At 36.2% G+C, this 24,775-nt stretch carries 18 protein-coding genes; 8 read left to right on the top strand and 10 right to left on the bottom strand.

The window, feature by feature from the left end:
* Positions 1–510: 510 nt before the first annotated feature.
* Both ACFIMA_RS03420 and ACFIMA_RS03415 read left to right on the top strand, forming a co-directional pair.
* Complete coding sequence (locus ACFIMA_RS03420; protein ID WP_375613396.1) at positions 511–1,911, top strand: amino acid permease; 1,401 nt, start codon at positions 511–513, stop codon at positions 1,909–1,911.
* A gap of 1,015 nt (positions 1,912–2,926) precedes the next feature.
* Positions 2,927–4,318 (top strand): amino acid permease, encoded by a 1,392-nt coding sequence (locus ACFIMA_RS03415; protein WP_375632584.1) that lies wholly within the window; start codon positions 2,927–2,929, stop codon positions 4,316–4,318.
* Positions 4,319–4,429: 111 nt separating this feature from the next.
* Here the strand turns inward: ACFIMA_RS03415 and ilvC are convergent, their stop codons facing one another.
* The 3 genes from ilvC to ACFIMA_RS03400 form a co-directional block, all read right to left on the bottom strand.
* Positions 4,430–5,449 (bottom strand): ketol-acid reductoisomerase, encoded by a 1,020-nt coding sequence (ilvC, locus tag ACFIMA_RS03410; protein WP_375612028.1) that lies wholly within the window; start codon positions 5,447–5,449, stop codon positions 4,430–4,432.
* Between the two features lie 1,067 nt (positions 5,450–6,516).
* On the bottom strand, positions 6,517–7,251 hold the full coding sequence (locus tag ACFIMA_RS03405) for a pyridoxine 5'-phosphate synthase (RefSeq protein ID WP_375632585.1): 735 nt from the start codon (positions 7,249–7,251) through the stop codon (positions 6,517–6,519).
* Positions 7,252–7,335: 84 nt separating this feature from the next.
* Positions 7,336–8,457 carry an ATP-dependent RecD-like DNA helicase gene (locus tag ACFIMA_RS03400; protein ID WP_375612026.1) on the bottom strand — a complete coding sequence of 374 codons (1,122 nt, stop codon included), beginning with the start codon at positions 8,455–8,457 and terminating at the stop codon, positions 7,336–7,338.
* Between the two features lie 1,039 nt (positions 8,458–9,496).
* On the opposite strand from ACFIMA_RS03400, the gene ACFIMA_RS03395 reads away from it, so the two are divergent.
* From ACFIMA_RS03395 to ACFIMA_RS03375, 5 genes are all read left to right on the top strand, one after another.
* Positions 9,497–10,420, top strand: coding sequence for a D-2-hydroxyacid dehydrogenase family protein (locus ACFIMA_RS03395; RefSeq protein ID WP_375693111.1), 924 nt, complete (start codon positions 9,497–9,499; stop codon positions 10,418–10,420).
* Positions 10,421–10,648: 228 nt separating this feature from the next.
* Positions 10,649–11,137 (top strand): MFS transporter, encoded by a 489-nt coding sequence (locus ACFIMA_RS03390; protein WP_375693110.1) that lies wholly within the window; start codon positions 10,649–10,651, stop codon positions 11,135–11,137.
* Positions 11,138–11,167: 30 nt separating this feature from the next.
* Entirely contained in the window at positions 11,168–11,497 is a 330-nt protein-coding gene (locus tag ACFIMA_RS03385; protein WP_375613389.1) for a hypothetical protein, read from the top strand.
* A 544-nt stretch (positions 11,498–12,041) separates the two neighbouring features.
* Positions 12,042–12,338: a hypothetical protein gene (locus ACFIMA_RS03380; RefSeq protein WP_375613387.1), complete on the top strand. Its 297-nt coding sequence runs from the start codon at positions 12,042–12,044 to the stop codon at positions 12,336–12,338.
* A 269-nt stretch (positions 12,339–12,607) separates the two neighbouring features.
* Entirely contained in the window at positions 12,608–12,880 is a 273-nt protein-coding gene (locus ACFIMA_RS03375) for a TauD/TfdA family dioxygenase (protein WP_375613386.1), read from the top strand.
* Between the two features lie 659 nt (positions 12,881–13,539).
* Here the strand turns inward: ACFIMA_RS03375 and ACFIMA_RS03370 are convergent.
* From ACFIMA_RS03370 to ACFIMA_RS03340, 7 genes are all read right to left on the bottom strand, one after another.
* On the bottom strand, positions 13,540–15,339 hold the full coding sequence (locus tag ACFIMA_RS03370; protein ID WP_375613385.1) for an acetolactate synthase 3 large subunit: 1,800 nt from the start codon (positions 15,337–15,339) through the stop codon (positions 13,540–13,542).
* A gap of 270 nt (positions 15,340–15,609) precedes the next feature.
* Entirely contained in the window at positions 15,610–16,482 is an 873-nt protein-coding gene (gene miaA, locus ACFIMA_RS03365; protein WP_375693109.1) for a tRNA (adenosine(37)-N6)-dimethylallyltransferase MiaA, read from the bottom strand.
* A 705-nt stretch (positions 16,483–17,187) separates the two neighbouring features.
* A complete protein-coding gene (locus ACFIMA_RS03360; protein WP_375638325.1) occupies positions 17,188–18,711 on the bottom strand; it encodes a Do family serine endopeptidase in 1,524 nt (507 codons plus the stop codon).
* A 151-nt stretch (positions 18,712–18,862) separates the two neighbouring features.
* Positions 18,863–19,801: a protease modulator HflC gene (hflC, locus tag ACFIMA_RS03355; protein ID WP_375606990.1), complete on the bottom strand. Its 939-nt coding sequence runs from the start codon at positions 19,799–19,801 to the stop codon at positions 18,863–18,865.
* A 2-nt stretch (positions 19,802–19,803) separates the two neighbouring features.
* On the bottom strand, positions 19,804–20,943 hold the full coding sequence (gene hflK / locus ACFIMA_RS03350; protein ID WP_375693108.1) for an FtsH protease activity modulator HflK: 1,140 nt from the start codon (positions 20,941–20,943) through the stop codon (positions 19,804–19,806).
* A gap of 119 nt (positions 20,944–21,062) precedes the next feature.
* Positions 21,063–21,572 (bottom strand): dihydrofolate reductase, encoded by a 510-nt coding sequence (locus ACFIMA_RS03345; protein ID WP_375628859.1) that lies wholly within the window; start codon positions 21,570–21,572, stop codon positions 21,063–21,065.
* The gene (locus ACFIMA_RS03340; protein WP_273722957.1) at positions 21,569–22,363 is read right to left on the bottom strand and encodes a thymidylate synthase; all 795 of its coding nucleotides are present in this window, start codon (positions 22,361–22,363) and stop codon (positions 21,569–21,571) included. The genes ACFIMA_RS03345 and ACFIMA_RS03340 overlap by 4 nt, the downstream gene beginning before the upstream one ends.
* A 213-nt stretch (positions 22,364–22,576) precedes the next feature.
* On the opposite strand from ACFIMA_RS03340, the gene ACFIMA_RS03335 reads away from it, so the two are divergent.
* Positions 22,577–23,884 carry an MFS family transporter gene (locus ACFIMA_RS03335; protein ID WP_375612016.1) on the top strand — a complete coding sequence of 436 codons (1,308 nt, stop codon included), beginning with the start codon at positions 22,577–22,579 and terminating at the stop codon, positions 23,882–23,884.
* The last annotated feature ends 891 nt before the right edge of the window (positions 23,885–24,775 follow it).

Raw genomic sequence — 24,775 nt, 5'->3', positions numbered from 1 at the left:
TTTCGTTTATGAAACAAAAGTAACTTTTTGATTTATGATAGCACCATACAAACAAAAAAATGATTTAAAAATCATTTTAATTTTCCATTAAAAATTGTTTCTTAAACTAAGATGAGAACTCTCGAGTGCTATTTGAGCAAAAAGTAAACTCTCACCATTATGAATAATAATAAATAATGCACTGATTACAAATAATAAGTTTCAAAAAATTATAAAAACTCCTGACAACTTTCTGAAATAATTTTAAAAGCCCCACGTCTTTTAATGAACAATTAATTTGTTATTCATAACAATAAAAAGCTCCCCATTCAAATATCTGTTACGTTATTTAAGAGGAAAACATTCTCTTTTTTCAAAACCATATTCCTAAAACATATTCTTTTCTTTATCCACACAAAATCATAAAAAACGTTTTTTTCCTTTACACCTCATTTATATCATGCTTCGATACAAAATAATGCTTTTTTAGTGTAATTTAATCTCAAAATAATTAAAGGGAACCCCCAAAAAATGAGCTACAAACAAAATTTAAAAGATAATTCTCAGAATAAGTTACAGCGTGGACTACACAACCGACATGTACAACTTATAGCCATTGGTGGTGCTATTGGAACAGGTCTCTTCATGGGGGCAGGAAAAACAATTAGTGTAGCAGGTCCTTCCATCATACTCGTTTATGCTATTATCGGTTTTGCTCTATACTTTGTCATGCGTGCTATGGGAGAATTGTTGCTTTCTAATTCACAATACCGATCTCTTATTGATTTTTCAACCGATATGCTAGGACCGGGAATCGCTTTCTTTGTTGGCTGGAGCTATTGGTTGAGCTGGGTTGTAACTGGAGCTGCTGACATTATTGCCATCATCACTTATATGAACTTTTGGTGGCCAACACTCAATCCATGGTTTACCGTTTTTACCTGCATTAGTGTCTTTTTAATCTTTAACCTCTTTGCCGTGAAACTATTCGGTGAACTTGAATTCTGGTTTGGTCTTATCAAAGTCGTCGCAATTTTAGCATTAATTGTTGTGGGATTTTATATGATCGTTACGGGCTTTACCTCTCCCAATGGTACGGTTGCTTCTCTCAATCACGTATGGAACGATGGCAATATCTTTCCGCGAGGAATGACAGGTTTTTTTGCTGGATTTCAAATTGCCATTTTTTCTTTTGTTGGTATAGAAATTGCTGGAACAACCGCTGCTGAAGTAAAAGAACCTAAAAAAGTTCTCCCCAAAGCAATTAATGCAATACCGATCCGTATTGTACTCTTTTACATTTTTTCTCTCGCTGTAATTATGTCTGTCACACCTTGGGATCAAATTGTTCCAGATAAAAGCCCCTTTGTCTCGATGTTTTGGCTTGCAGGCATTCCGATAGCTGCTGGCTTGGTAAACTTTGTCGTTATTACCTCAGCTGCCTCTTCAGCAAATAGTGGTATTTTTTCTACCAGCCGTATGATATATGGACTTGCAACACAAAAAGGTGCCCCTCCAATTTTAGGTAAACTTTCCAGATACCATGTTCCAGCCAATGCTCTATTCTTTTCCTGTTTATGTATTTTAATAGGGTATACAATTGCCTCACTCTCTCCAAGCCTCATAAGTGCTTTTACAATTGTGACAAGCATTTCAGCTATTGCATTTTTATTCGTATGGTCTGTAATTTTGATTAGCTATATTGTGTATCGTCGCAATCGCCCTCATCTACACGCTGAATCCATTTATAAAATGCCAGGAGGTGTTATCATGTGTGGGATAATTTTAGTTTTCTTTGTTTTCATGCTCTATTTGTTGACATTAGAAGCTGATACTCTACTAGCCTTAAAATATAGTATATTCTGGTTTGTTTTCTTAGGTATAATGTATTTTATGTTTGTAAAGAAAAAAATAACTCAAGGTAACAAATAAAGTCTATACATAAAAACATCTCAAAAAAGGGTAATTTTAGTTACCCTTTTTCTACTTAACCTCCTCCCCAAACATCAAAAAACGACGATTCCTACCGGCACCGGTTTGTAAACAATCCAGCTTATTAAGGGGGAATGCTGCTGATCATTTATATGGTTCACCTACATAAGGCTCTATGGGCTAGCCCTACCCTGAACACTCACCACCCATTCTAAAAATACTTAATGTGTAAAATGTTATATGCTTTATATCACTACTCTACACAACAGTATTTTACTGTATAATAGGATAAGAACGAGCTATTCTGTAAAGAACTCTCTATAAACTTCACTGACATTGTTTACTAATAAAACATGAGATTTTATCTAAAACTCCCCCCCCCCAAAAAAATTATATTCAATTTTTTATCAAAATTAAAAATATAGCTCTAAACAGAATATATCTTAATAGCTATCTGCAATAAAAAAAGATTCTATGAAAATATTTTTCTATTTGTAATAAATTTTAAATATTAATACTTAAATGTAAATTTTAAATATATTTTTTAATGTTTTAAATAATAGTTTAACTATTTAAACTTATTTTATTTATATAAAAAAGTTTTATATTTAATAAATTTACAATTTTATTTATATTTTTATATAGACAACAATATCTATAAATAAATAATTTTAAATATAAAGATATTTATATAAAAATTACTATAAACAAATATACATAAATATATATTATTATTTATATACATATAATAATAATATATAATATAAATTATATTATATATTATATATATTAATTATGTATAAAACATAAAAAATCAAAAAAATATAATACAATTTATCTTTTGTTTCTTATAAATAAAATAATTATTCCATTAATTAATAATGTTTTTGCTTTATTCACATATAGTCATAGAAAAAAATTCCTTTACTCCTTAACCATAGCGTGTTCCGATAGAAGGAATTACCTTTTTTAGGGTAATTTTTATTTAAAAATAACTAAGGAGAACTCCCCAAAAATGAAAAAACAAAATTTAGAAAAAAAACCTAAGAAGAAATTGCAACGTGGACTACATAACCGACACATACAACTTATAGCCCTTGGTGGAGCGATTGGAACAGGTCTCTTCATGGGATCAGGAAAAACAATCAGTGTAGCAGGCCCCTCAATTCTACTCGTTTATGCAATTATTGGTTGTGCTCTATACTTTGTCATGCGTGCTATGGGAGAGTTATTGCTTTCTAATACACAATACCGATCTTTTATTGACTTCTCAACCGATCTTCTAGGGCCATGTGCCGGATTCTTTATCGGCTGGACATATTGGTTGTGTTGGATTGTCACTGGAACTGCTGAAATTATTGCTATTGTCACTTATACACACTTTTGGTGGCCTGAGCTCAATCCGTGGATTCCTGTTATAATTGGTCTTATGTCCTTTTTAATTCTTAACCTCGTCGCCGTAAAACTATTTGGCGAACTTGAGTTTTGGTTTGGTTTTATCAAAATCGTAGCAATTCTAGTTCTAATCGTTGTAGGATTTTATATGATCTTTACCGGTTTTGTCTCTCCAAACGGTACGGTTGCTTCTCTTAGCCATATATGGAACGGTGGGAATATTTTTCCGCGAGGAATTACAGGCTTTTTTGCTGGATTTCAAATTGTTATTTTTGCTTTTGTTGGCATTGAACTCGCTGGAACAGCTGCTGCTGAAGTAAAAGAGCCTCAAAAAGCTTTACCACAGGCTGTTAATTCAATACCAATCCGCATTGTATTCTTTTATATATTCTCTCTTCTTGTGATTATGTCTGTGACGCCGTGGGATCAAATCAGTCCAGAAAAAAGCCCATTTGTAACAATGTATGCACTTATTGGTATCCCAACTGCTGCAGGTTTGATGAACTTTGTTGTCCTCACAGCCGCCGCATCTTCAGCAAATAGTGGAATTTTTTCTACCAGCCGTATGATATATGGGCTAGCAACACAAAAAGGTGCTCCTAAATTTTTAGGAAAACTTTCTCGTAACCACGTTCCAGCCAACGCATTATTCTTTTCATGTATATGCATCTTATTTGGTTATGCCGTTGTATCGTTATCTCAAACACTCATAGCTGCTTTTACAATTGTTACGACAATTGCCGCAACTTTGTTTATATTTGTATGGTCTATCATTTTGATCAGCTATATCGTCTATCGCCGCAATCGTCCTCTCCAGCATACTGTCTCTCCTTATAAAATGCCAGGAGGTGTTGTTATGTGTTGGGCGCTTCTTGTTTTCTTTGCATTCATTATCTATTTATTGTCATTAGAAGCTGACACTGCCATAGCTTTAAAATACACTCCAGCATGGTTCATATTTTTAGGAATTGTATACTTTCTTTTTGGGAAAAAGAATTATGCAAAAAATTAAAAAATAAAGCTTATATTACAAAAAACATATAAAAAGGGTAACTAAAGTTACCCTTTTTATATTTATCTATAAAATTATAAAAGCTATTGACAAAATATCTCTGTAGAATCTTCAATTACGCTCTTTATCAACCAAAGCATTCGATTTTATCCAAGGCATCATAGAACGAAGTTTTTTACCCACTTCTTCAATAGGATGATTATCATTTAAACGCCGCATACTTTTAAAATGAGCAGCACCAGCTTTATATTCTTGAATCCAATTCGATGTAAATTTACCCGTTTGAATATCTTTCAATATACGTTTCATTTCTGCTCTGGTTTCATCCGTAATCACACGTGGACCAGACATATATTCACCCCATTCAGCTGTATTAGAAATCGAATAATTCATATTTGCAATGCCCCCTTCATACATGAGATCAACAATCAGTTTAACCTCATGCAAACACTCAAAATAAGCCATTTCCGGTGCATAACCTGCTTGTGTTAATGTTTCATAACCTGCTCGAATCAATTCAACAAGACCACCACAAAGAACCGCTTGTTCACCAAAAAGATCAGTTTCGCACTCTTCTTTAAATGTTGTTTCAATCACCCCAGCACGTCCACCACCAAGTCCACATGCATAAGATAATGCTACATTATGTGCATGCCCTGAAGCATCTTGCGCCACCGCTATTAAGCAAGGAACACCACAACCCCGTTGGTATTCATGACGAACTGTATGCCCTGGACCTTTAGGAGCAATCATCACAATATCAACGTTTTTTTTAGGTTCAATCAAGCCAAAATGAATGCTCAAACCATGCGCAAAAGCAATCGCTGCCCCATCGTGTAAATGATCATGAATATGTTCCTTATAAATATCAGCTTGCAATTCATCTGGTGTTGCCATCATGATGAGATCTGCCCATTTTGCTGCTTCAGCAACACTCACCACTTCAAAACCATCAGCCATGGCTTTTTTAACTGTTTCCGACCCTGAACGCAAAGCTATTTGCACATTTTTAACACCAGAATCTTTCAAGTTTAAAGCGTGCGCACGCCCTTGAGAACCATAACCAACAATGGCCACTTTTTTCCCTTTAATGAGATTAACATCCGCATCACGATCATAATAAACACGCATAAAAAATTCCTTCTTTCTCTATTTAAACTGGATTTCAGATTATTTTTATTCAATAAGAAACATTATCTACAGTGCATCACACACTTATAAAGACAAAAAACACCGCTTATAAGAACACAGCAATTGAATAATTTTAAAGTTTACATATTGCATAGAAAAAACTGTAGTCCCCAAACATTCCTAAAACATATACGGATCCCCAAATAAACTTCAACTGCTATTCTACAAAAACAATAATTACACAAAATAAGATTTCTAAAGAAAATTTAGCTAATATTCTACTCTTTTATCGTGCAACAAAACGCTATATTCTAAAAATTAAGATACAACATACAATCTTTAACATGAACCAAATCAATACGGATAGCAAGAAAAATTACAAAATAACAAGTATTGTTTTAATACAACCTTCAAAAGCATATACAACAATATCTTTAGAATAATAGAGAGGATGTTTTTACTTTTTACGTTCTTTAATATCCACGCCTCTCACACGAAGAAGCCCCCCATACGGCTATTATGTTATCCATTTATGGCACCTTATAAAAAAATTTTAATATGCTCAAGCCCTTTTCAAGAATTCCCTATAATAGTGTAAGATTTATTGCACATCACTCTCTTTACTTCATAAAGCTACAAGTCGATATCATCATTCTATTTAACAGCTCCTATTGCATTAAGCTTATTCATAAGGAGATTTTACGTTATACTATTTACAGATAACCCAAAAATGCGCTCAAATATCAAGAAAATTTGTGTATTGATCCATTAAAATCCTACGCATTCCTTTATAAGGGAAATACTTTCAAAACCCTATTTCTTCTCCATTCAAAGAAATTATAATAAGAAGATTTTAAAACTTCCTCATAATGGATAGTACAAATAAAAAACATCGCATACACTCAAAAACAAAAGATAGAAAGCAACCAATAAATAGAGGAACAATAGAATATTTATAATGCACGATAATAGTGCTATTTATCTCAACATATATAAAATTGTTTTTTAAGATAAATTGGCAAACCTCTATAAAAATTTCTTTTCCAATTTTTATAGAGAGAAAAAGATTACGATAATAACCGGATAAAACGCTGAACAGTCTCATGTATTCCATACTCTAATGCATCAGCAATGAGCCCATGGCCAATAGAAACTTCATCAAGCCAAGGAATATTTTTGACAAGAGCAGGAAGATTCATAAGTGTCAGATCATGCCCCGCGTTTATACCTAACTGCAACTCTTTTGCTCTTCTTGCTGCTAAAACAAGTTTATTGAGCTCTTGATCTTGTTTTTTTTTATCCTGAAATGCACCACCGTAAGGTCCCGTGTAAAATTCCACACGATCAGCGCCCATTGCTTTAGCAATATCAAGACCATCGACAGTAGGATTAGCAAAAAGGGATACACGAATCTTTCTGTTTTTTAAATTCTGAATAATAGGTGCTAAAAATTCTGCATCATGAGTAAAATTCCAACCATGATCAGACGTTGACTGATCTGGATCATCAGGAACAAGGGTAATCTGATCCGCATAGTTTTTAGCGATATCTAAAAATTGATCACTGGGATAACCTTCAATATTAAACTCAGCAGTAGGAAAAGTGTTCTTTATTAAACAGTATATATCTGGCAAATCCGAAAAACGAATATGCCTTTCATCAGGGCGCGGATGAACCGTCAAACCTGCTGCTCCAGCAGCAAGCGCTATATGCCCAATATTCGTTATACTTGGCCACGGAAGATTACGTCGATTACGCAAAACAGCAACAGCATTAAGATTAACCGAAAGTTTTACCGCCATACCCATTTCCATTTTTTATAGTGTGTAACAAGATAGAAAAAAGGCATTTTCCATCTGAAACTTAGATGATATACACATTTTTCTCTATCGAACAATCGTTAAACGCTCTGCTGCGCGCGTAATTCCCGTATAAAGCCAGCGCGCATACATATCACGAAATGCAAAACTTTCATCAAACAAAACGACATTATTCCATTGAGAACCTTGCGCCTTATGAACCGTTAATGCATACCCATAATCAAAATCATCATATCGCTTTTTTAATTGCCATGAAATTTCTTGATCAGGGTTTTCAAACGCTGCTTTTAAAAGTTTAATCTTTGCTACCCCACGCTCACTTTCTTCTGGTTTCACAAGAAGATTAATACTTGGTTTAACGGTCTCCTTCTGTGAAGTCATCACCTTCCATAAAGAGCCATTCAACAAACCTTTAATCGGATCATTTCGCAAACACACCAGCTTATCTCCCGCTTGTGGATAATCTGCTGTAAATCCCTTTAACACACGCAAACGCTGATTATAAAGGTGGCGTGTACGATTAACCCCTACCAAGACCTGATCAGCATCCAAAACCAATTGTTGATTGACCTCTTTACGTGTCACAACGCGCGCTTCTCCATAGTCACCATAAGCAATATCGCGTCCTTCACGTACATCCATAGCAAGACGTATAATCGGATTATCGCGCGCTTGCCGATGAATTTCTGAAAGAAGAAAATCTGGTTCCCCATTAGAAAAAAAGCCTCCACCTGATATAGGAGGCAATTGACCTGGATCACCAAGAACAAGAATTGGCGTTCGAAAACTCATTAAATCACGGGCCAATTTTTCATCTACCATCGAGCACTCATCAACAATAATGAGTTTAGCTTGTGCAGCAGCACTTCTTCGATTTAACGTAAATGTTGGAGCAATAGATTTTTTTCCTGTTATTTCATCGGAAACTTCCTCTTCACCACGTGGACAATAAATTAGCGAATGAATCGTACAAGCATTGCTTGCACCTTTAGAACGCAAAACCTGCGCCGCCTTCCCTGTAAAAGCAGCAAATTGAACAGAACCATCAACTGTCTCTGCAAAATAGCGCGCAAGCGTCGTCTTACCCGTCCCCGCATAGCCAAAAAGGCGAAAAAGAGGAGAACGCCCTTCCTTCAACCACGCGGCAACAGCCTTCAATGCATTATCCTGTTCCCGTGAAAACTGCATAGCTTACCAACATAAGATTTGCATAAAAAGAGCAGTATTTTGAAAAAAAACGACTATCAAGAAAAACCTTTTTATTAAGAATTGCTGACACACGCCCATCTAACAACTTTCGTAGCACAATTATCAATTATTTACCCATTGTTTTTTCAAGATATTGTAACAATCTAAATTTTATCTATACATCGATCTTCTTGGTAACACCTTATGCGTATCAAATAAAATATCATTTTTTACGACAGTAACACCAACAATGGAAGATGCATATCTTAAATTTAAAATAACACCTATATACGCTTTTTCTAACCAAAATTTAGAATGAGAAAAAGAGCATTGCAATTGCAAAACCCTCACTAGAAAAAATGTCCTTAACAGGATAAAAATAATGTAATTTTTGAACGCTATTTTACACAATCAATCAGCTTTCTTGCACATAAAAATAAAGTACATCCACTATTACGAAATAATAATTAAATATATCAAAAACCTTTTAGCAGAAATAAAAATAGCTCTCAACAAAACGACTTAATCCTATGATGATACACCTATAAAGTTCCTATCTCCCTCTCATTATGATTTTAATAAATTTACTCTTCATGCTACAAATAAGTGATATCTCAACGAATAAAGAGAGACATCACACTTATATGAAGCACGCTTTATCTCGCACAAATATGGAGCTTTTTCTGTTTCAACAATAAAATATGGTTCGTAAGTATGGCCTTCTTGGTAGTCTATTATAGAAAACTGGGACATGGCTTCAGTCCAGCGTAGCACTTCAGGTTCGTCCTCTAGAATATGAGAAAAGCGCAATTCTCCATCTATTGAGTTAAACTTTTTCTTTTTGTCGCAATGTTTTAAAGTTTATAAAAACTAACTGATTAATGCTATTCTTATTGCTAGAAATAACAATAAATCAAGGGGTATAATTTGTTAATAGGCTTGGTGTTATGTCAAAATATCAGCGATGAGATTGCTTTTTGGTTGTTTTAGAAATGAAATAATGAGCTCAAATATTGATGAATGAAACGGAAGGTTTAAATTGAAAATATTAATTCCAGATGACTATCAAAAAGCCACCCTAACATTACAGTCTATTACAAAATTAATGAAATCGCATGAAGTGCTGGTTATAAATAATTTAGCTAAAGAATGTGATTTAGAAGATAAGCTTAAAGAGATAGATATTCTTATCTTAATCAGAGAGCGGACTATAGTTGATAGAAATTTTCTCCTAAAACTGCCAAATTTAAAATTAATCTGCCAAACAGGCCCTATAGGTTCACATATTGATATAGAAGCTTGTAGAGACTTAGGAATTGAAATATTAGACGGTGGAGATCCAACTTCTGCTGCTGAATTTGCCTGGCTCTTAATTATGTCTGCGCGTAGAAAACTCTATAAATCTGTGTCTGATATGAAAAAAGGACGCTGGCAAACAACATTTGGCAACCAAATGAAAGGGGCTACTCTTGGAATATTCGGGTTTGGGCGTATTGGTAAAATGGTTGCTCAATATGCTCAAGCTTTTGGCATGTCCATTTTAGTTTATGGGAGCGAGCGTTCAACGCAAGAAGCAAAAAATTTAGGTTATCATTTTACGCATTCAAAAGATGAATTTTTTACACGTCCTGACATTATATCCGTACATTTACGTTTAAGCGATAAAACCAGAGAAATCATAAAATTAGATGATCTATTGAGCATGAAACCACATGCTATTTTTGTTAACACAGCGCGTTCAGCTTTGGTTGAAAAAGGGGCGATAGAAAAAATACTAAATTTGGAAAATTCAACTTACTTTGCACTGGATGTTTATGACAGCGAGCCAGTATATGGGAGCAAATTATTGCAATCAGATAGAGTTCTTTGCACGCCACATCTGGGCTATGTGACTGAAGAAAGCTTTGAGAATTATATTGAAAAAGCTTGCCAAAATATAGCATCTTTTATGAAGAGCGCTTAATGCCGGCTGAGCCAATGTTTGTAAAATTTATCTTATATCGCTAGCGTATCAAATTTGCACGACACATAATAGCTTATTTCCTTAAATTAAGCATATTCCTTAGTTTTCATATTAATACCAATAGTATGGACAGATTTTTATGTAATCAGCATAAAATACACAATTTATTATTGCAATCATTAAAAAAGGCTACTTCATTGGAATACACTTTAATTGGAGGGGGGCGGAGTGAGCAATAATAAATTTATAGGAAAAAATTATTATAGATGGATTATATTGCTTGTTGCCACGATCGCTCAAGCATCAGCCTGCTTCTTTGTTCAAGGGATTGGTCCTTTAGCTGAATTTTTTAAGAAGGATTTCTCGCTTAGTAACTCTCAAATAGGTTTGCTGTCTTCAGCAGCGCAATTCCTACCTATTATTGGCTTACTTGTAGCTGACGAATTACTAGACAAGTTTAACGAGCGCTATATTGTTGGAGTTGGCGCGGTCGGCGTTTCTGTCGTTCTTTTGTTGGGAGCAATCGCAGATAACTATATTTCCCTTTTGGTTTGTTTGCTAATTATAGGGGAATTTTATAGTTCTGCTCAACCCGGTGGCGCTAAATCTGTTTCTTCATGGTTTCCACAATCGCAGCGCGGATTTGCAATGGGAATAAGGCAGGCGGGGTTAACATTAGGTTGTGGGGGCATTAGCTGGAATAGTTCTTCCTGCTAGTGTGCTTGTCTATGGCATACAAGGTGCGTTTTGGTCGGTGCCATAGTTTCTTTTTTAGGGGGATGTATATTTATTATTTTTTATCACTCACCAGCAAAAGTTATCGCTATCGTTCCAAAAAGCAAGGCAAGAATTTCGTTCTATGCAAATGTAAGATCTCGTCTTGCAATGTTGGCTGCGCCTCATATGAAGAATATTATTTTTCCAAGCGTTTCACTTGTGATCGTTCAATATGTTTTAACCATTTTTATAACGATCTATTTTTATAGAATCTATCACCTGTCTTTAGATAAAAGTACTTATTTATTTTTTGTTTCACAGGCTTCTGGTGCCTTAGGAAGAATTATTTTAGCAGCGTAGCGTGATCATTGTAGAAAAGGACGGTTTTTTCCTGTCTTGTTTTGTATGATTGCAGTCGTTTTTTGATTTTTAATATTAATTTTGGGCATGAGTGGATCCATAATTTATTTAACTATTTTATCTGCTTGGTTAGTTTTTGGAGGAATGGGATAGTATGGCCCTTGGGCTGCTTATATTTTAGACTCTTAAGCCGAAAGAAAGCGTTGTGTTTTCTCTGGGTTTAGCAATATCTGTAAATCAAATCGCAATTATTACTACTCCACCATTATTTGGATTAATCCAAGATTTTACAGACACTTATTTACTAACATGGCTGATTTTAATTATTGTTTTTTCACTTTTTTAATAAAAAAGTAGGGAAATATAATTGGGGGAAATTATAATGATAAATGGAAAATACTTTTTAGTTGAGCAATGTCGAAAGAGACAAACTTTGAGAGGCTTTAGACCATGTTATTTATGATCCATACGGTGGTATTGAATATTCGGTTGAGTTAAAAAAATAGCATTTTCGCTGCTACCACATAGAATATTGACAATTCTTATGAACCAAAAGGTGTCTATTACCCCTAGACCATATTTAATCTTTGAAAACCTTCCTGTTGATAGACAAATTAATATGTCACCTAATCCTTACAATTTAGATGCGTCTTGTAAAAGTGGCTATATTAGCGAAAATTTAATTATGATGTTTTCTTTATTGATCGGAGAGCCTTATTCAATTAAGTTTGAAGGCGAACATATAGTAAATAACCTAGTTCCTTTAGAGGATAATAAAAAAGATTATACAGGATTAGGATCTGAAGTTGAGTTAGATTTTCATATGAAAATGCTGCACTAAAATTTATAACGGATTTAAATTTATCTCCTAAAGGGGATACTTTTATCTGGTGTTCGCAATGGTGTTGATGGTCCGTTAACGAGAATATCTGATGCACGTCTAGCTTTAAAACTTTTAAGTGAGGAGGATTTGAGGAGCTTAAGGGATAATTTATATATAATTAATGTTCCCTATAGATGGAGAAAAAATGGGGTAACTTCTACAAGTAAAGTGCCCCTCGTTCAAGGGGACGGTGAATTCCCAGATATCAGCGCTGTTTTTTATCAGGCATGTTAGAGCCACAGTCAAAAAAAGCCAAGGAAGCTTTAGATCATTTTTATGAAGCTATTAAGGCTATATCTTTTGGAATTGATGTACAACCAGGAAGATTATTATACATTGATAATAGAATGGCCCTACACTCTAGAGATAAATTTTTTGGATCATTTGATAGTTATGAAAATCCAATGCGATGGATTCAAAGAGTGTTTGTGTCTGCAGATTTATGGAATCATAGATATATAGAACAAATAAAAGAAAGAATATTTAATTTTCAATGTTAATATCCTGATAATGATATGATGTTGAGTATTATTCTGGTTTATATATTGACGATACATCTCATATGTATAGGTTTCTCCCGCATAATCATACCTGATTATAAGCTATGGTGACCTATTGGTTTTCTATGGCTGCATTTGATTTTTGTTATTTTTTCCCTTCCTTTCAAACCGCTAGGGGGATTTTCCTATCAAGCCCCTGAAAGAGCTATTTGGAGTAATTTCATAATGCAAAACCAAAACATAGTAACAAACTTTTCTATTGTTTTCATAGGCATAATGGCTTGCATGGTTGCACCCTTCAAGCAGTGTGGCTTTTTTTCTTGCACGATGAAATCATTCATATATGAGACAACATAATTAATTTATAACAGATAATTCAATGTATTATCTAAAAAATGCAACGAAATAGCTATTAATGTGAACATATGAATTAAAAAAACAAACATCGCGTACAAATAAATTCAAACATAATTGTGCACACGACTTATAACATTTTTTAGATGAACAAATAATAATACACCCCATGTCTTTAAACAAAGAATGAAAATCATAAAATGAGCTCTAAGGATAATAGGAACTCTCCACAAAGAAGAGACAGAGATGAAGACTCCAAAGACTTCATCATCACCATCCTTCACCATTTTGTTAACATATTCATTTTATACAAGAATCTTTCCCTCGGAAGAAATAGCATTTGCAATAGCTTCTTCGCTTGCCTCATCGGGTAATAACATCTCATTATGAGCACATCCCGATGGGATCATAGGAAAACAGTTTTCTAAATGATAAACACGACAATCAAAAAGAACAGGCTTATCACAGTCAATCATCTGCTGAATTTTATCATCAAGTTCATCGGGTTTTGAACAATGAATTCCCACGGCTCCATAAGCTTGTGCCAATTTCACAAAGTCAGGCATAGATTCCGTATAAGAATGAGAAAGACGATTACCATGCAGCAATTGCTGCCACTGGCGGACCATTCCCATATACTGATTATTTAAAATGAAAATTTTCACCGGTGTGTCATGCTGAATAGCTGTTGCAAGCTCTTGAATATTCATCTGAATGGAGGCATCACCAGAAATACACACAACAAGCGCATCAGGATGCGCTATTTGAACACCTATAGCAGCAGGTAAACCATACCCCATCGTTCCAAGACCACCAGAAGTCATCCAATGTTTTGGTTCATCAAAATGATAATACTGCGCTGCCCACATCTGATGCTGCCCGACATCCGTTGTAATATAAGCATTCGCATCTTTGGTAAAAGCATACAGCCGTTCAAGAGCATATTGCGGCATAATGACATCTTTTTTCTCCGCATATGCCAATGAATTACGAGCTTTCCAACGGTTAATTTGCGTCCACCACGCCTCACGGACTTCACTGTTAAACGCTGGTTGCTGTATCTTTAAGAGTTGCGTCATATCTCCTAAAACACAAGCCACATCACCAATAATTGGAACTTCTGCTTTTACAATTTTATTGATAGAAGAAGGGTCAATATCAATATGAATAATACGCGCATGAGGTGCAAATGCATCAAGGCGCCCGGTGATACGATCATCAAATCGTGCTCCAACAGCTAACATGACATCACAATCATGCATGGCCATATTAGCCTCATAGGTTCCATGCATTCCAAGCATTCCAAGCCAATTTTTACCGGAAGCAGGATAAGCACCAAGTCCCATTAATGTTGAAGTAATCGGAAAATCCCCCAATTGAACCAAATTACGTAAAAGCTGTATAGCTTTCATCCCCGATGAAATAACACCACCACCAGAATAAATAATAGGGCGTTTTGCCTCAACTAAAAGAGAAACGGCAGATTCAATAGCCTTAGTATTCCCTTTCAACGATGGAAAAGAATGTAAAGACTCCTGAACTTGAGGTGCTCTATAAAATCCTGAAGCAAATTGAACATCCTTAGGAATATCAATCAAAACCGGCCCAGGACGACCTGATTGAGCAAGAAAAAAAGCTTCATGAATAATAGCCGCAAGATCATTGACATTTTTAACCAGCCAATTACGCTTCGTACAAGGCTTTGTAATTCCAACTGTATCAGCCTCTTGAAAAGCATTTGTTCCAATCACCGTTGTTGACACCTGCCCAGAAAAACAAATAAGAGGTATCGAATCCATAAGAGCATCTTGCAAAGGTGTAACAGCATTCGTTGCCCCTGGACCAGAAGTCACAAGCATAACCCCTACCTTCCCTGTGCTGCGTGCATAGCCTTCAGCTGCATGCCCTGCGGCTTGTTCATGGCGCACCAAAATATGCTGGAGTGTATCTTGGTGATAAAGAACATCAAAAATAGGCAAAACAGCCCCACCAGGATAACCAAAAATATGTTCAACGCCTTGATCTATAAGAGCTTGAACCACTATTTCAGCGCCAGACATTATTTTTCCATCTGCACTCTCTTGCTTTCTTGGATCATTTCTCATTTTTCCCACTCACCTACTTTATAGGACAATAAAAAAGCCCCTAACGGAGCCCATAAAAAAAGCCCCCAAAGGAGCCCATTACACAACACATACTGTATGATTACCCCCATTATTCCAACGTATAAAATATATAAAAAATTCCTTGTAGAGAGATTTCTAATTCCATTGATACCATTCGTCAATAAAAAATTATATTTTCTAAAAAATTTCTTTTTCACGAATTATCTTTTATCTTTCGATAAGTTTCTTTGCAAAGCTCTAACTCTTTTATCAAAAAGTAAGCATCCATTCTTCATCAAATTGATTACGAAACCATGTCATTTGTCTTTTTGCATATCTCCTCGTTTGTATTTTTACCGCTTCAAGAGCATTCTCAAAGCTTCTATATCCATCCAAATAAGCCATAAATTCAGGTATACCAATAGCCTTCATTGCTGGTAAAGAAGGGGAAAGTTTAAGTTTTTTCATAGCCACCACTTCTTCTAAAGCTCCTCTTTCAATCATAGAATCCAAGCGTTTATGAATACGTTCATAAAGCAGAGAACGTGGTGGCATGAGAAGAATTTTTTCGGTCAAATTCGGCGCAATGAGAGGTGTTGTTTTTTGTTTCTGCCACCAACTGAGCGTCTTACCGGTTGCATCATAAACTTCCAAAGCACGGACAATACGCTGTCTATCGTGCGAAGAAATTTTTTCAGCAACAACAGCATCAATCTGCAACAACTGGCGATAAAGACTTTCAGGTCCCTCTTTATCAAGCAGCAAACGCCACTTCTGCCGCACAACATCTGGAACATGAGGGACTTCCGAAATCCCCTCTAAAAGAGCACGAAAATAAAGTCCTGTCCCACCAACAAAAATAACTGATCTTAAAGAAAAAGTAGTCAATAGCTTCTCGACATCACACAACCATTGCCCTACTGAATAATTCAAAATAGGACTCACATGACCATAAAGATAATGGGGAACAATCGCGGTATCAGCCTCCCCCGGCCGTGCCGTTAAAATATTTAAAACATTATAAACCTGCATTGAATCAGTATTAATAATGAGAGCATTTTTTTCTTGAGCCATTTGCAAGGCAAGTTCTGACTTCCCACTTGCCGTTGGCCCTGCTATTAATGTAACTGTTCTCTGTGTCATGAATAGCAATTTCTCCCAATCAATAACTTATTGCAACATGCAGACACCCCCAAAGCCTTCCTGTATTTTCTCTCCATTATCATAGAGTAAATACTTCAAACAAAAATACGAACACAAATTCCCCTTAAGACAAAGCCCCTTATGAAACTTATAAAAAAGAAAAAATGGACTTAATAACAACACCAAAGGAATTTCCAAGCATTTTTTGCTATCATAATTCAATAACAAACCACAGCTATAATAATTCTGTCCGTTAAGGCCATTAAAAATATACTCTTTGTCATCATTTATGAAAATAATACTAAGTTTAATCTATACAATCAAATAGCTTTATTTTTTCCTATAAAAATAGCATGCTACGCCGGTTTATAATAAGAGCCTCATAAAGTATCATATCAATACCATTTACGTGCGCATCACAAGCAGAGATAAAAATGGACTTAAGAAAGGTGTACCAATATCTCTTATGCAGCATTTCAAAGTCTAGGCTGTTACAATATTGAGAACTGAAAAATACTATGATGACACCAATTTATACTTTGATATTCAGCATAAAGATATAATGATTTCCAATGGATTTTATATTGCACACCCCATGCTCTCTATCGTGAAATGAGCTTGAGAAATATTGGACATCACATGGCTGACTTGCAAAATATCCCACACACTAAGGCTGATAAAAAACAAAAAATAATTTTTTAAGGATCAATCCATTAGGAGCGTTACGAACCGTAACTCTCCATCTGGACGCGCTACAATAAATAGAGCATTTTTGCGTCCAGCTTCACGTAATTTATGAATACGTTTTTTAGCCTCATCAATTGTTGTGATAGAACTCTGATTGATATCAACAATCACTTCACCAACGCGAATACGCTTTTTATCCGCGGCACTATTTTGTGCAACAGATGTCACCACTAGTCCTCGAAGTTTATCTGAAATTGAATAACGATGACGCAAATCCTCTGTCAGTTCAGATAACGTCATTCCCATAAATTGCATTGTCACGTTTTTCGACAGATCTTGATTTTTTTTATCATCAACTTCTTCTGTATCTTCATTTGGATCTGTTTCAATCAAACGTCCAAGCTTAACTTTTACTGTTGCTTCTTGCCCATTGCGTAAAATAGTAACGTCCACCACTTTTCCTTCTGAACTTTCTGCAACTAAACGCGGCAAATCACGTGCATGCTTAATTTTGGAATTACCAAAGGAAAGAATAACATCTCCAGTTTGTAACTGGCTATTATCTACATTATTTTCTTCCGTCTGTTCTATTTTACCAGCCACCAATGCTCCCACAGCATTGTCCAATTTTAAACTTTTTGCAATATCCTCTGTTACCGGCTGAATACGAATAGCCAACCAACCACGCCTTATTTCTCCAAAATCACGCAATTGATTAATAACAGAAAGAGCCATATCCGATGGAATAGCAAATCCAATACCGATAGATCCTCCCGAAGGTGAAACAATTGCTGTATTAATGCCAATGACTTCACCATTTCTATCAAATAACGGCCCACCAGAATTTCCCCGATTAATTGCTGCATCTGTTTGAATAAAATTATCATAGGGACCAGCATTAAGATCACGATTACGTGCAGAAATAATACCAACCGTCACACTTCCACCAAAACCATAAGGATTACCAATAGCCATAACCCAGTCACCAATACGTGCTTTTTCTGAGTCACCAAAACGCACAGCTTTTAATTTTTTACTTCCTGCATCGACTTGAAGCAACGCCAAATCAGTTTTGCTATCCTTTCCAAGAAGCTTTGCCTTTAGTTTTGTACCATCCGTAAAATTAACTTCAATATCATCAGCATCTACAATAACATGATAATTTGTAACAATAATCCCTTTTTGCGCATCAATCACAAAACCAGAGCCTAAAGAACGCACCTTTTGAAATTGACTATCTTTTTGACCATCCTTGGGTGTAAAAAAATCACTGAAATATTCCTCCAGCAATGAATCTTTTGGGATAACGGGTACCGAGGTGTTTGCATCCTGTTCTGTTCCTTCAACAGTCTGCGCCGTGGAAATATTCACAACTGTTTCCAAAAGCTCAGAAGCTAAATCAGGAATAGAAAGCAATGCCTTGCTTGTCTCGGCTCCCCAAGACAAACTCACTGATCCTGATAGAAACAAAGTCACACAAAAAACAACTCTTGTGATAAAAAACTTTAAAAACGTATTTTTACTCACGATACTTCTATCCATGACATGCCTTTAATCAAAGATGCAAAGAGCCCCACTAAATTTATCTACGTAAAACCAGCACGGCTCGATACTCTCTACCACTTTTACCATAAAAGAAAATGGTCACAGATCATTCTTTTCATGCAAAATCTCGTATCTGCAATCCATTATTTTATCTATTCTCTCCCGATTTTGGATCAGTTTTACTGAGGCCAGTATTCATTGTCGGTAAGAATGCTTTATTTGCCTGCGGCGGATTACGAAAATAGAAAAAGAAATCCTCATTTGGAGAAATCACCATCGGTGTTTTCTCTAAATTCTTGTATTGTTCCATCGCCAACCAAAAATCGTAAAAAGACGGATTAGCCTCCCTCGCATTCAATAAAAGACGAATACTTTCAGCTTGACCTTCACCACGGGTAATTTCAGCATCACGCTTTGCAGCTGCTACAATTTCTTCATATTCACGATTAGCTTCTGCCACAATACGATCTCGCTCCTGCTGACCACGAGCCCGGATATTTTCCGCAGCAGCTTCACGTTCAGCTGCCATTTGCCGATAGACATCTTCTGAAACAGCATCAGTCAAATCGGTTTTACGAATACGCACATCAACAATGGTAATACCCAACGAGCCTGCATCTACAGAAAATTGCTTCTGTACTTCAGCCATCATCGCGCCTCGTTCATCCGATAAGGCTGCTTTAAATTCTCGCTTACCATAAACAGCACGCAAAGCGTCAATAAACCGTGGTGCAAGGTTTTCACGTGCCGCAATTTGTGGACGCCCAGAAGCAATGCGCTGTAAAAACAACTTAGGATCTGTAATACGGTAAATAAAGAACGCATCCACCTCATAATACGCACCACCACGAACCTGTACAGATTGTGTAGGAACATCGTAACGCAATAACCGATTATCAACAATGATCATCTTATCGATAAAGGGCGCCTTGAAATAGATTCCAGGATTAGATTCTACCTGAACAATTTGTCCAAAACGCTTAATTGCTACTTGTTGACGAGGATAGACGATAAATACGGACATCCACAAAATCATCAAAACAAACACTATAGCACTAAAAACAAACAAAAAGCGAGATTGCTGCATAATTAATCTCCTCCAGAAATACGAGAATCTAAGAGTAACGCAGGACGCGCTGCTGTTGCCTTTACTTTTTCCGATGACTTGCTATGCAACAATTCATTCAAAGGTAAATAAGGCACCGCTGGAGAATTTGCCTGATCAAGAACCAGCTTATTTGGTGAAGAAAGAATCCGCCCCATCGTCTCCATATAGAGACGGTAGCGAGCAGCTTCTGGTGAAATCGCAGCCTCTCGAGCTATCGCCTGAAAACGTTCAGCACGCCCTGTTGCCTCTTCAACCATTTGTGCCTTTTCACCTTTTGCGATTTCCCGTGTGCGTGAAGCTTCACCATTTGCTAAACCAATTTTCGTAAAACGCACACGATTCCCCTCTTCAATCATTCTTCCACGTTCCTGCTCCGCCTGCTGAACAGAATTAAACGCAGCAGCAACCTTTGTCGGAGGAGCAGCTTCACTGATAGAAACACGGCTTATTTCGACACCAAGTTGATATTTATCCACAGTCAACTGGATAATCTTTCTAACGTCATTAGCAACTTCTTCTTTCTTGTCACGTAAAACATCATCAACCGGCCGCGAACCAATGACCTCACGCATTGCACTCTCAGCAACTTGGCGGACAGTTCCCTCTTGATCATTCACATTGAATAAAAACTGACTAGGGTATGAAATCCGATAATAAACGGAAAAATTAACATTAACGATATTTTGATCACTCGAAAGCATTAAACCATCACTTTGTTGCGCCTGACCGGGCTTCCCACCAATCGCGATTGTTTTTTCCGTTAAAGGGACTTTCATATAGGTCTCAATTGGCCAAAAATGAAAATGCAACCCATCACCAATAATGCCTTCTTTAGGGATGCCAAAGCGCAACTCTACCGCTTGTTCATTTTGCTGAACAATATAAATTGACTGGTATAGCCAAAAAAACACAATAAGCAGAAGGAATAAAACAGAAAAACTGCTTCTCCCGAATTGTTTAAACTGATCCTGCCCTTTGCGCAAAATTTCATTAAGATTAGGACCATTTTCGCCACCATTACCGCCACCAGAACCAAAGAGATTCTTAGCTGGTGTTTTTTTGTCACCACTGTTTTTATCGCCACTCCACGGGCCACCACCATTTTGATTTGTCCAGGGCATTATCACCTCTTTAACTGATTACCACTACTCGAACACCAACCATTTGCTTGATCTTATAGGGTGTCTCTTACCTCATTACAATACAACTGATAAACCCTTCCACTTCATATTACAAAAAATTATTTCCGCTCATAAACAACAAAACGTGTCGGATGACTATCTTTATCCCCTTTTGGAATATCTTGTGTTTGCACAATAGTCCACTTTTCTTTATCAAAAACAGGAAAAAAACTATCACCTTCTATAGAAGCTAAAACTTCTGTAAGGAATATTTTATCAGCCATATGCAACCCTTGTTGAAAAATTTCACCCCCACCAATAATAAAAATTTCCTCTACATCATTTTGAGAAGCAACATTTGTTGCAAGAGAACAAGCTTGCGATAAAGAGTGAGCAACATCAGCCCCTTCAGCACAAAAGGTACAATCACGCGTAATGACGATATTTGTACGCCCTGGTAAAGGTCTCCCAATAGAATCCCAAGTTTTTCTTCCCATAATAATGGGCTTACGCAACGTCAAAGCTTTAAAGCGTTGCAAATCCGTCGATAAATGCCACGGCATGGCACCTTCACGACCGATAACACCATTTTCTGCAACAGCAGCAATTAAACAAATGGAAATCGTCATATTGCTACCGGCGCTTTAATATGGGGTTGTGCTTCATAATTAAGCAACTCAAAATCCTCAAATTGAAAAGAAAAAAGATCTGTTACCGCTGGATTTATGCGCATACATGGCAAAGCATTTGGTATACGAGACAATTGATATTTTGCCTGTTCAAAATGATTAGAATAAAGATGAGCATCTCCCAGAGTATGAATAAAATCGCCTACTTTAAGACCGCTTACTTGCGCAATCATCATCGTTAGCAATGCGTAGGATGCAATATTGAATGGAACACCTAAGAAAATATCCGCCGAACGCTGATAAAGTTGACAAGATAATTTCCCCTCCGCAATGTAAAATTGAAAAAGACAATGACACGGAGGCAACGCCATTTCCTCTATTAATGCAGGATTCCAAGCTGATACAATCAAGCGACGAGAATCTGGCGTTTCCTTAATCATCGTTAAAAGATTGTTAATTTGATCAATATGGCGTCCATCAGGAGCGGGCCAAGAACGCCACTGATAACCATAAACAGGACCAAGATTTCCCTTTTCATCAGCCCACTCGTCCCAAATTGACACACCATGCTCTTTCAACCAAGCGATATTTGTATCGCCTTTAAGAAACCACAAAAGTTCATAAATAATTGAACGTAAGTGTAGTTTCTTTGTTGTCAACAACGGAAATCCTGCTTGTAAATCAAAACGCATCTGATACCCAAAGATAGATCGCGTTCCAACACCCGTTCGATCTGTCCGATCAATACCCTGATTTAAAACATGAGATAAAAGAGCAAGATATGATTTCATGAGGGTATTATGTCCGATTCTTCTTATTATAGAAAATAAAAACTGTAAAATCCGTACAAACATAATTCAAATCTTTTTCCAAAAACATCTTACACAAGAAATTATCATGATCTAACTAAATTTTTGATGCAAAAGATAAAATACTATAGACAGCTTCTAAAAAAATGACATAAATGAACAAAGATGGATGAACATCAAATAAAGGGATCGACTATGGAAAAACAAGAAGCTTTAAAACCACATGATACAAGAAAACGTATCTGGGCTATCGTGTCCAGTGCATCAGGTAATCTAGTAGAATGGTATGACTTTTATGTTTATTCCTTTACATCTATTTATTTTGCATCACAATTCTTTCCCTCAGATGGCAATGACGTTACGCAACTTTTAAAAGCGGCGGGTGTTTTTGCTATTGGTTTTCTTATGCGCCCAATAGGCGGATGGCTTTTTGGCTTCATTGCCGATCGTTACGGACGCAAACGCTCAATGCTTATCTCTGTTTTTATGATGTGTGGTGGTTCGTTCTTAATCGCCCTACTTCCTACCTATGAAACCATTGGAATGGCAGCAGGAATTCTTTTACTTTTACTCAGAATGCTTCAGGGGCTTTCTGTCGGTGGTGAATATGGTACAACAGCAACTTATATGAGCGAAATCGCCCTCAAAAATCGCCGCGGATTTTTTAGCTCTTTCCAATATACCACACTGATTGGTGGTCAACTTCTAGCCAGTCTCGTTATATTCATTTTAGCGCTTTATCTCACCGAAGATCAGCTAAAAGCGTGGGGCTGGCGTATTCCATTTGCCATTGGTGGATGCGGCGCAATTGTTGCGATTTATCTACGCCGCACACTCCATGAGACAACGACCAAAGAAAGTCGTTCTAGTGCACAAGCTGGTAGTATTAGGGGACTTCTGAGCAACCACCGAAAAGCTTTCTTTCTGGTTATTGGCTTTACAGCTGGAGGATCGCTCACATTCTACACCTATACGACTTACATGCAGAAATATCTGATCACAACCACTGGCTTTGATAAACATACAGCCACAACAATCATGACAGCTGCACTCTTTGTTTTCATGTTACTCCAACCCCTCTTTGGTGCTCTTGCAGATAAAATTGGAACAAGAACTTCACTCCTTATTTGGAGTGTCTTATCTATTATCTTTACCATTCCTGGACTTAATATGATTGGTAGTACTGATAGTACATGGATTGCTTTATCAGTCATTACTGGAATGCTCTGCATTATGAGCTTTTATACATCTATCTCTGGCATTGTAAAATCAGAAATGTTTCCTGCTTCAGTACGAGCAATAGGAGTTGGGCTCTCTTATGCTATTGCCAACGCACTGTTTGGCGGTTCTGCTGAATATGTCGCACTTGGATTAAAAGATCTTGGATATGAATCTGTCTTCTATTTTTATATAACCGGCATGATGATTATTGCATTCATTGCTGTTCTCTTAATGCCAGATGCTCGCAAAAAAGGGTATTTACAAGGAGACGATATTCATTAACCTTTAATGTTAACAAACAAGGATTTTAACAAAAAAGCCCAGAGTACTGGGCTTTTTTTATATCCTTTCCGATAGAAGTTTAAAGCTCACAATTTTTTATCCCTTCAAACACTCTAAAGAAGCAATGTTCCCTCCTGCACACGCCGCTTATAAAAATAAATGGCTTCATATTATTATGTAATAAATACTTCTTTAGCTGAATTTAATTCACTGAAGATAAAAAACGTTTGATTTATTTTAATATTCCCATACCCACTCAAAATCGAAGAAAAGTGATTATCTTTCAAGATAATTTTATCAATAATAAAGATTACACTCATGATTTTGTTTAATACGTTCTTAATAGTACCCCCTCATGCAAAACAAATTCTTTCATGAAAATAGAAAATACCATTATATTATGAATTCGCACACTTTTTTGAGAAACATTTCTCAATGCACCCAACTCCATTTCACAACGGCACCCGTGAATGACATAACGTAAAAGCCCCGTAAAATATAAACATGAACATTACTCTCTTTACACTTAATAAAAGTGCAAGCCGCTATCATTATACTTTTGACGAACTCTTAATATTGTACTCCCCCTTAACACTTAAGCTCATTCATAAAAAGTATTTTAACAGATACACCAACCTCGCATGAAATAGTCAATAACATCATTTTACGAAACAACATCAAGCATATAAACTAAAGAGTATCATATCTTCATAAACACTCTGCATATGCAAATAATTCACAATCAAACAAAAAATAATATTTCCTTAAGGATAGTAAAAAGCGTATGATTTACGCAATGTAACAACACCATGAGCCCAAAACACCACTGATAGCTCTAGAAAAAATCTTTATGTTTCCCTAAAAAATTATCATGATACAATGGCGTTTTTA

The organism is Bartonella sp. AP88HLJMH (assembly GCF_042195605.1).
Classification (GTDB): domain Bacteria; phylum Pseudomonadota; class Alphaproteobacteria; order Rhizobiales; family Rhizobiaceae; genus Bartonella.
Note: the sequence above shows the minus strand (reverse complement) of the source record. Positions and strands in the feature narration are given on the sequence as shown.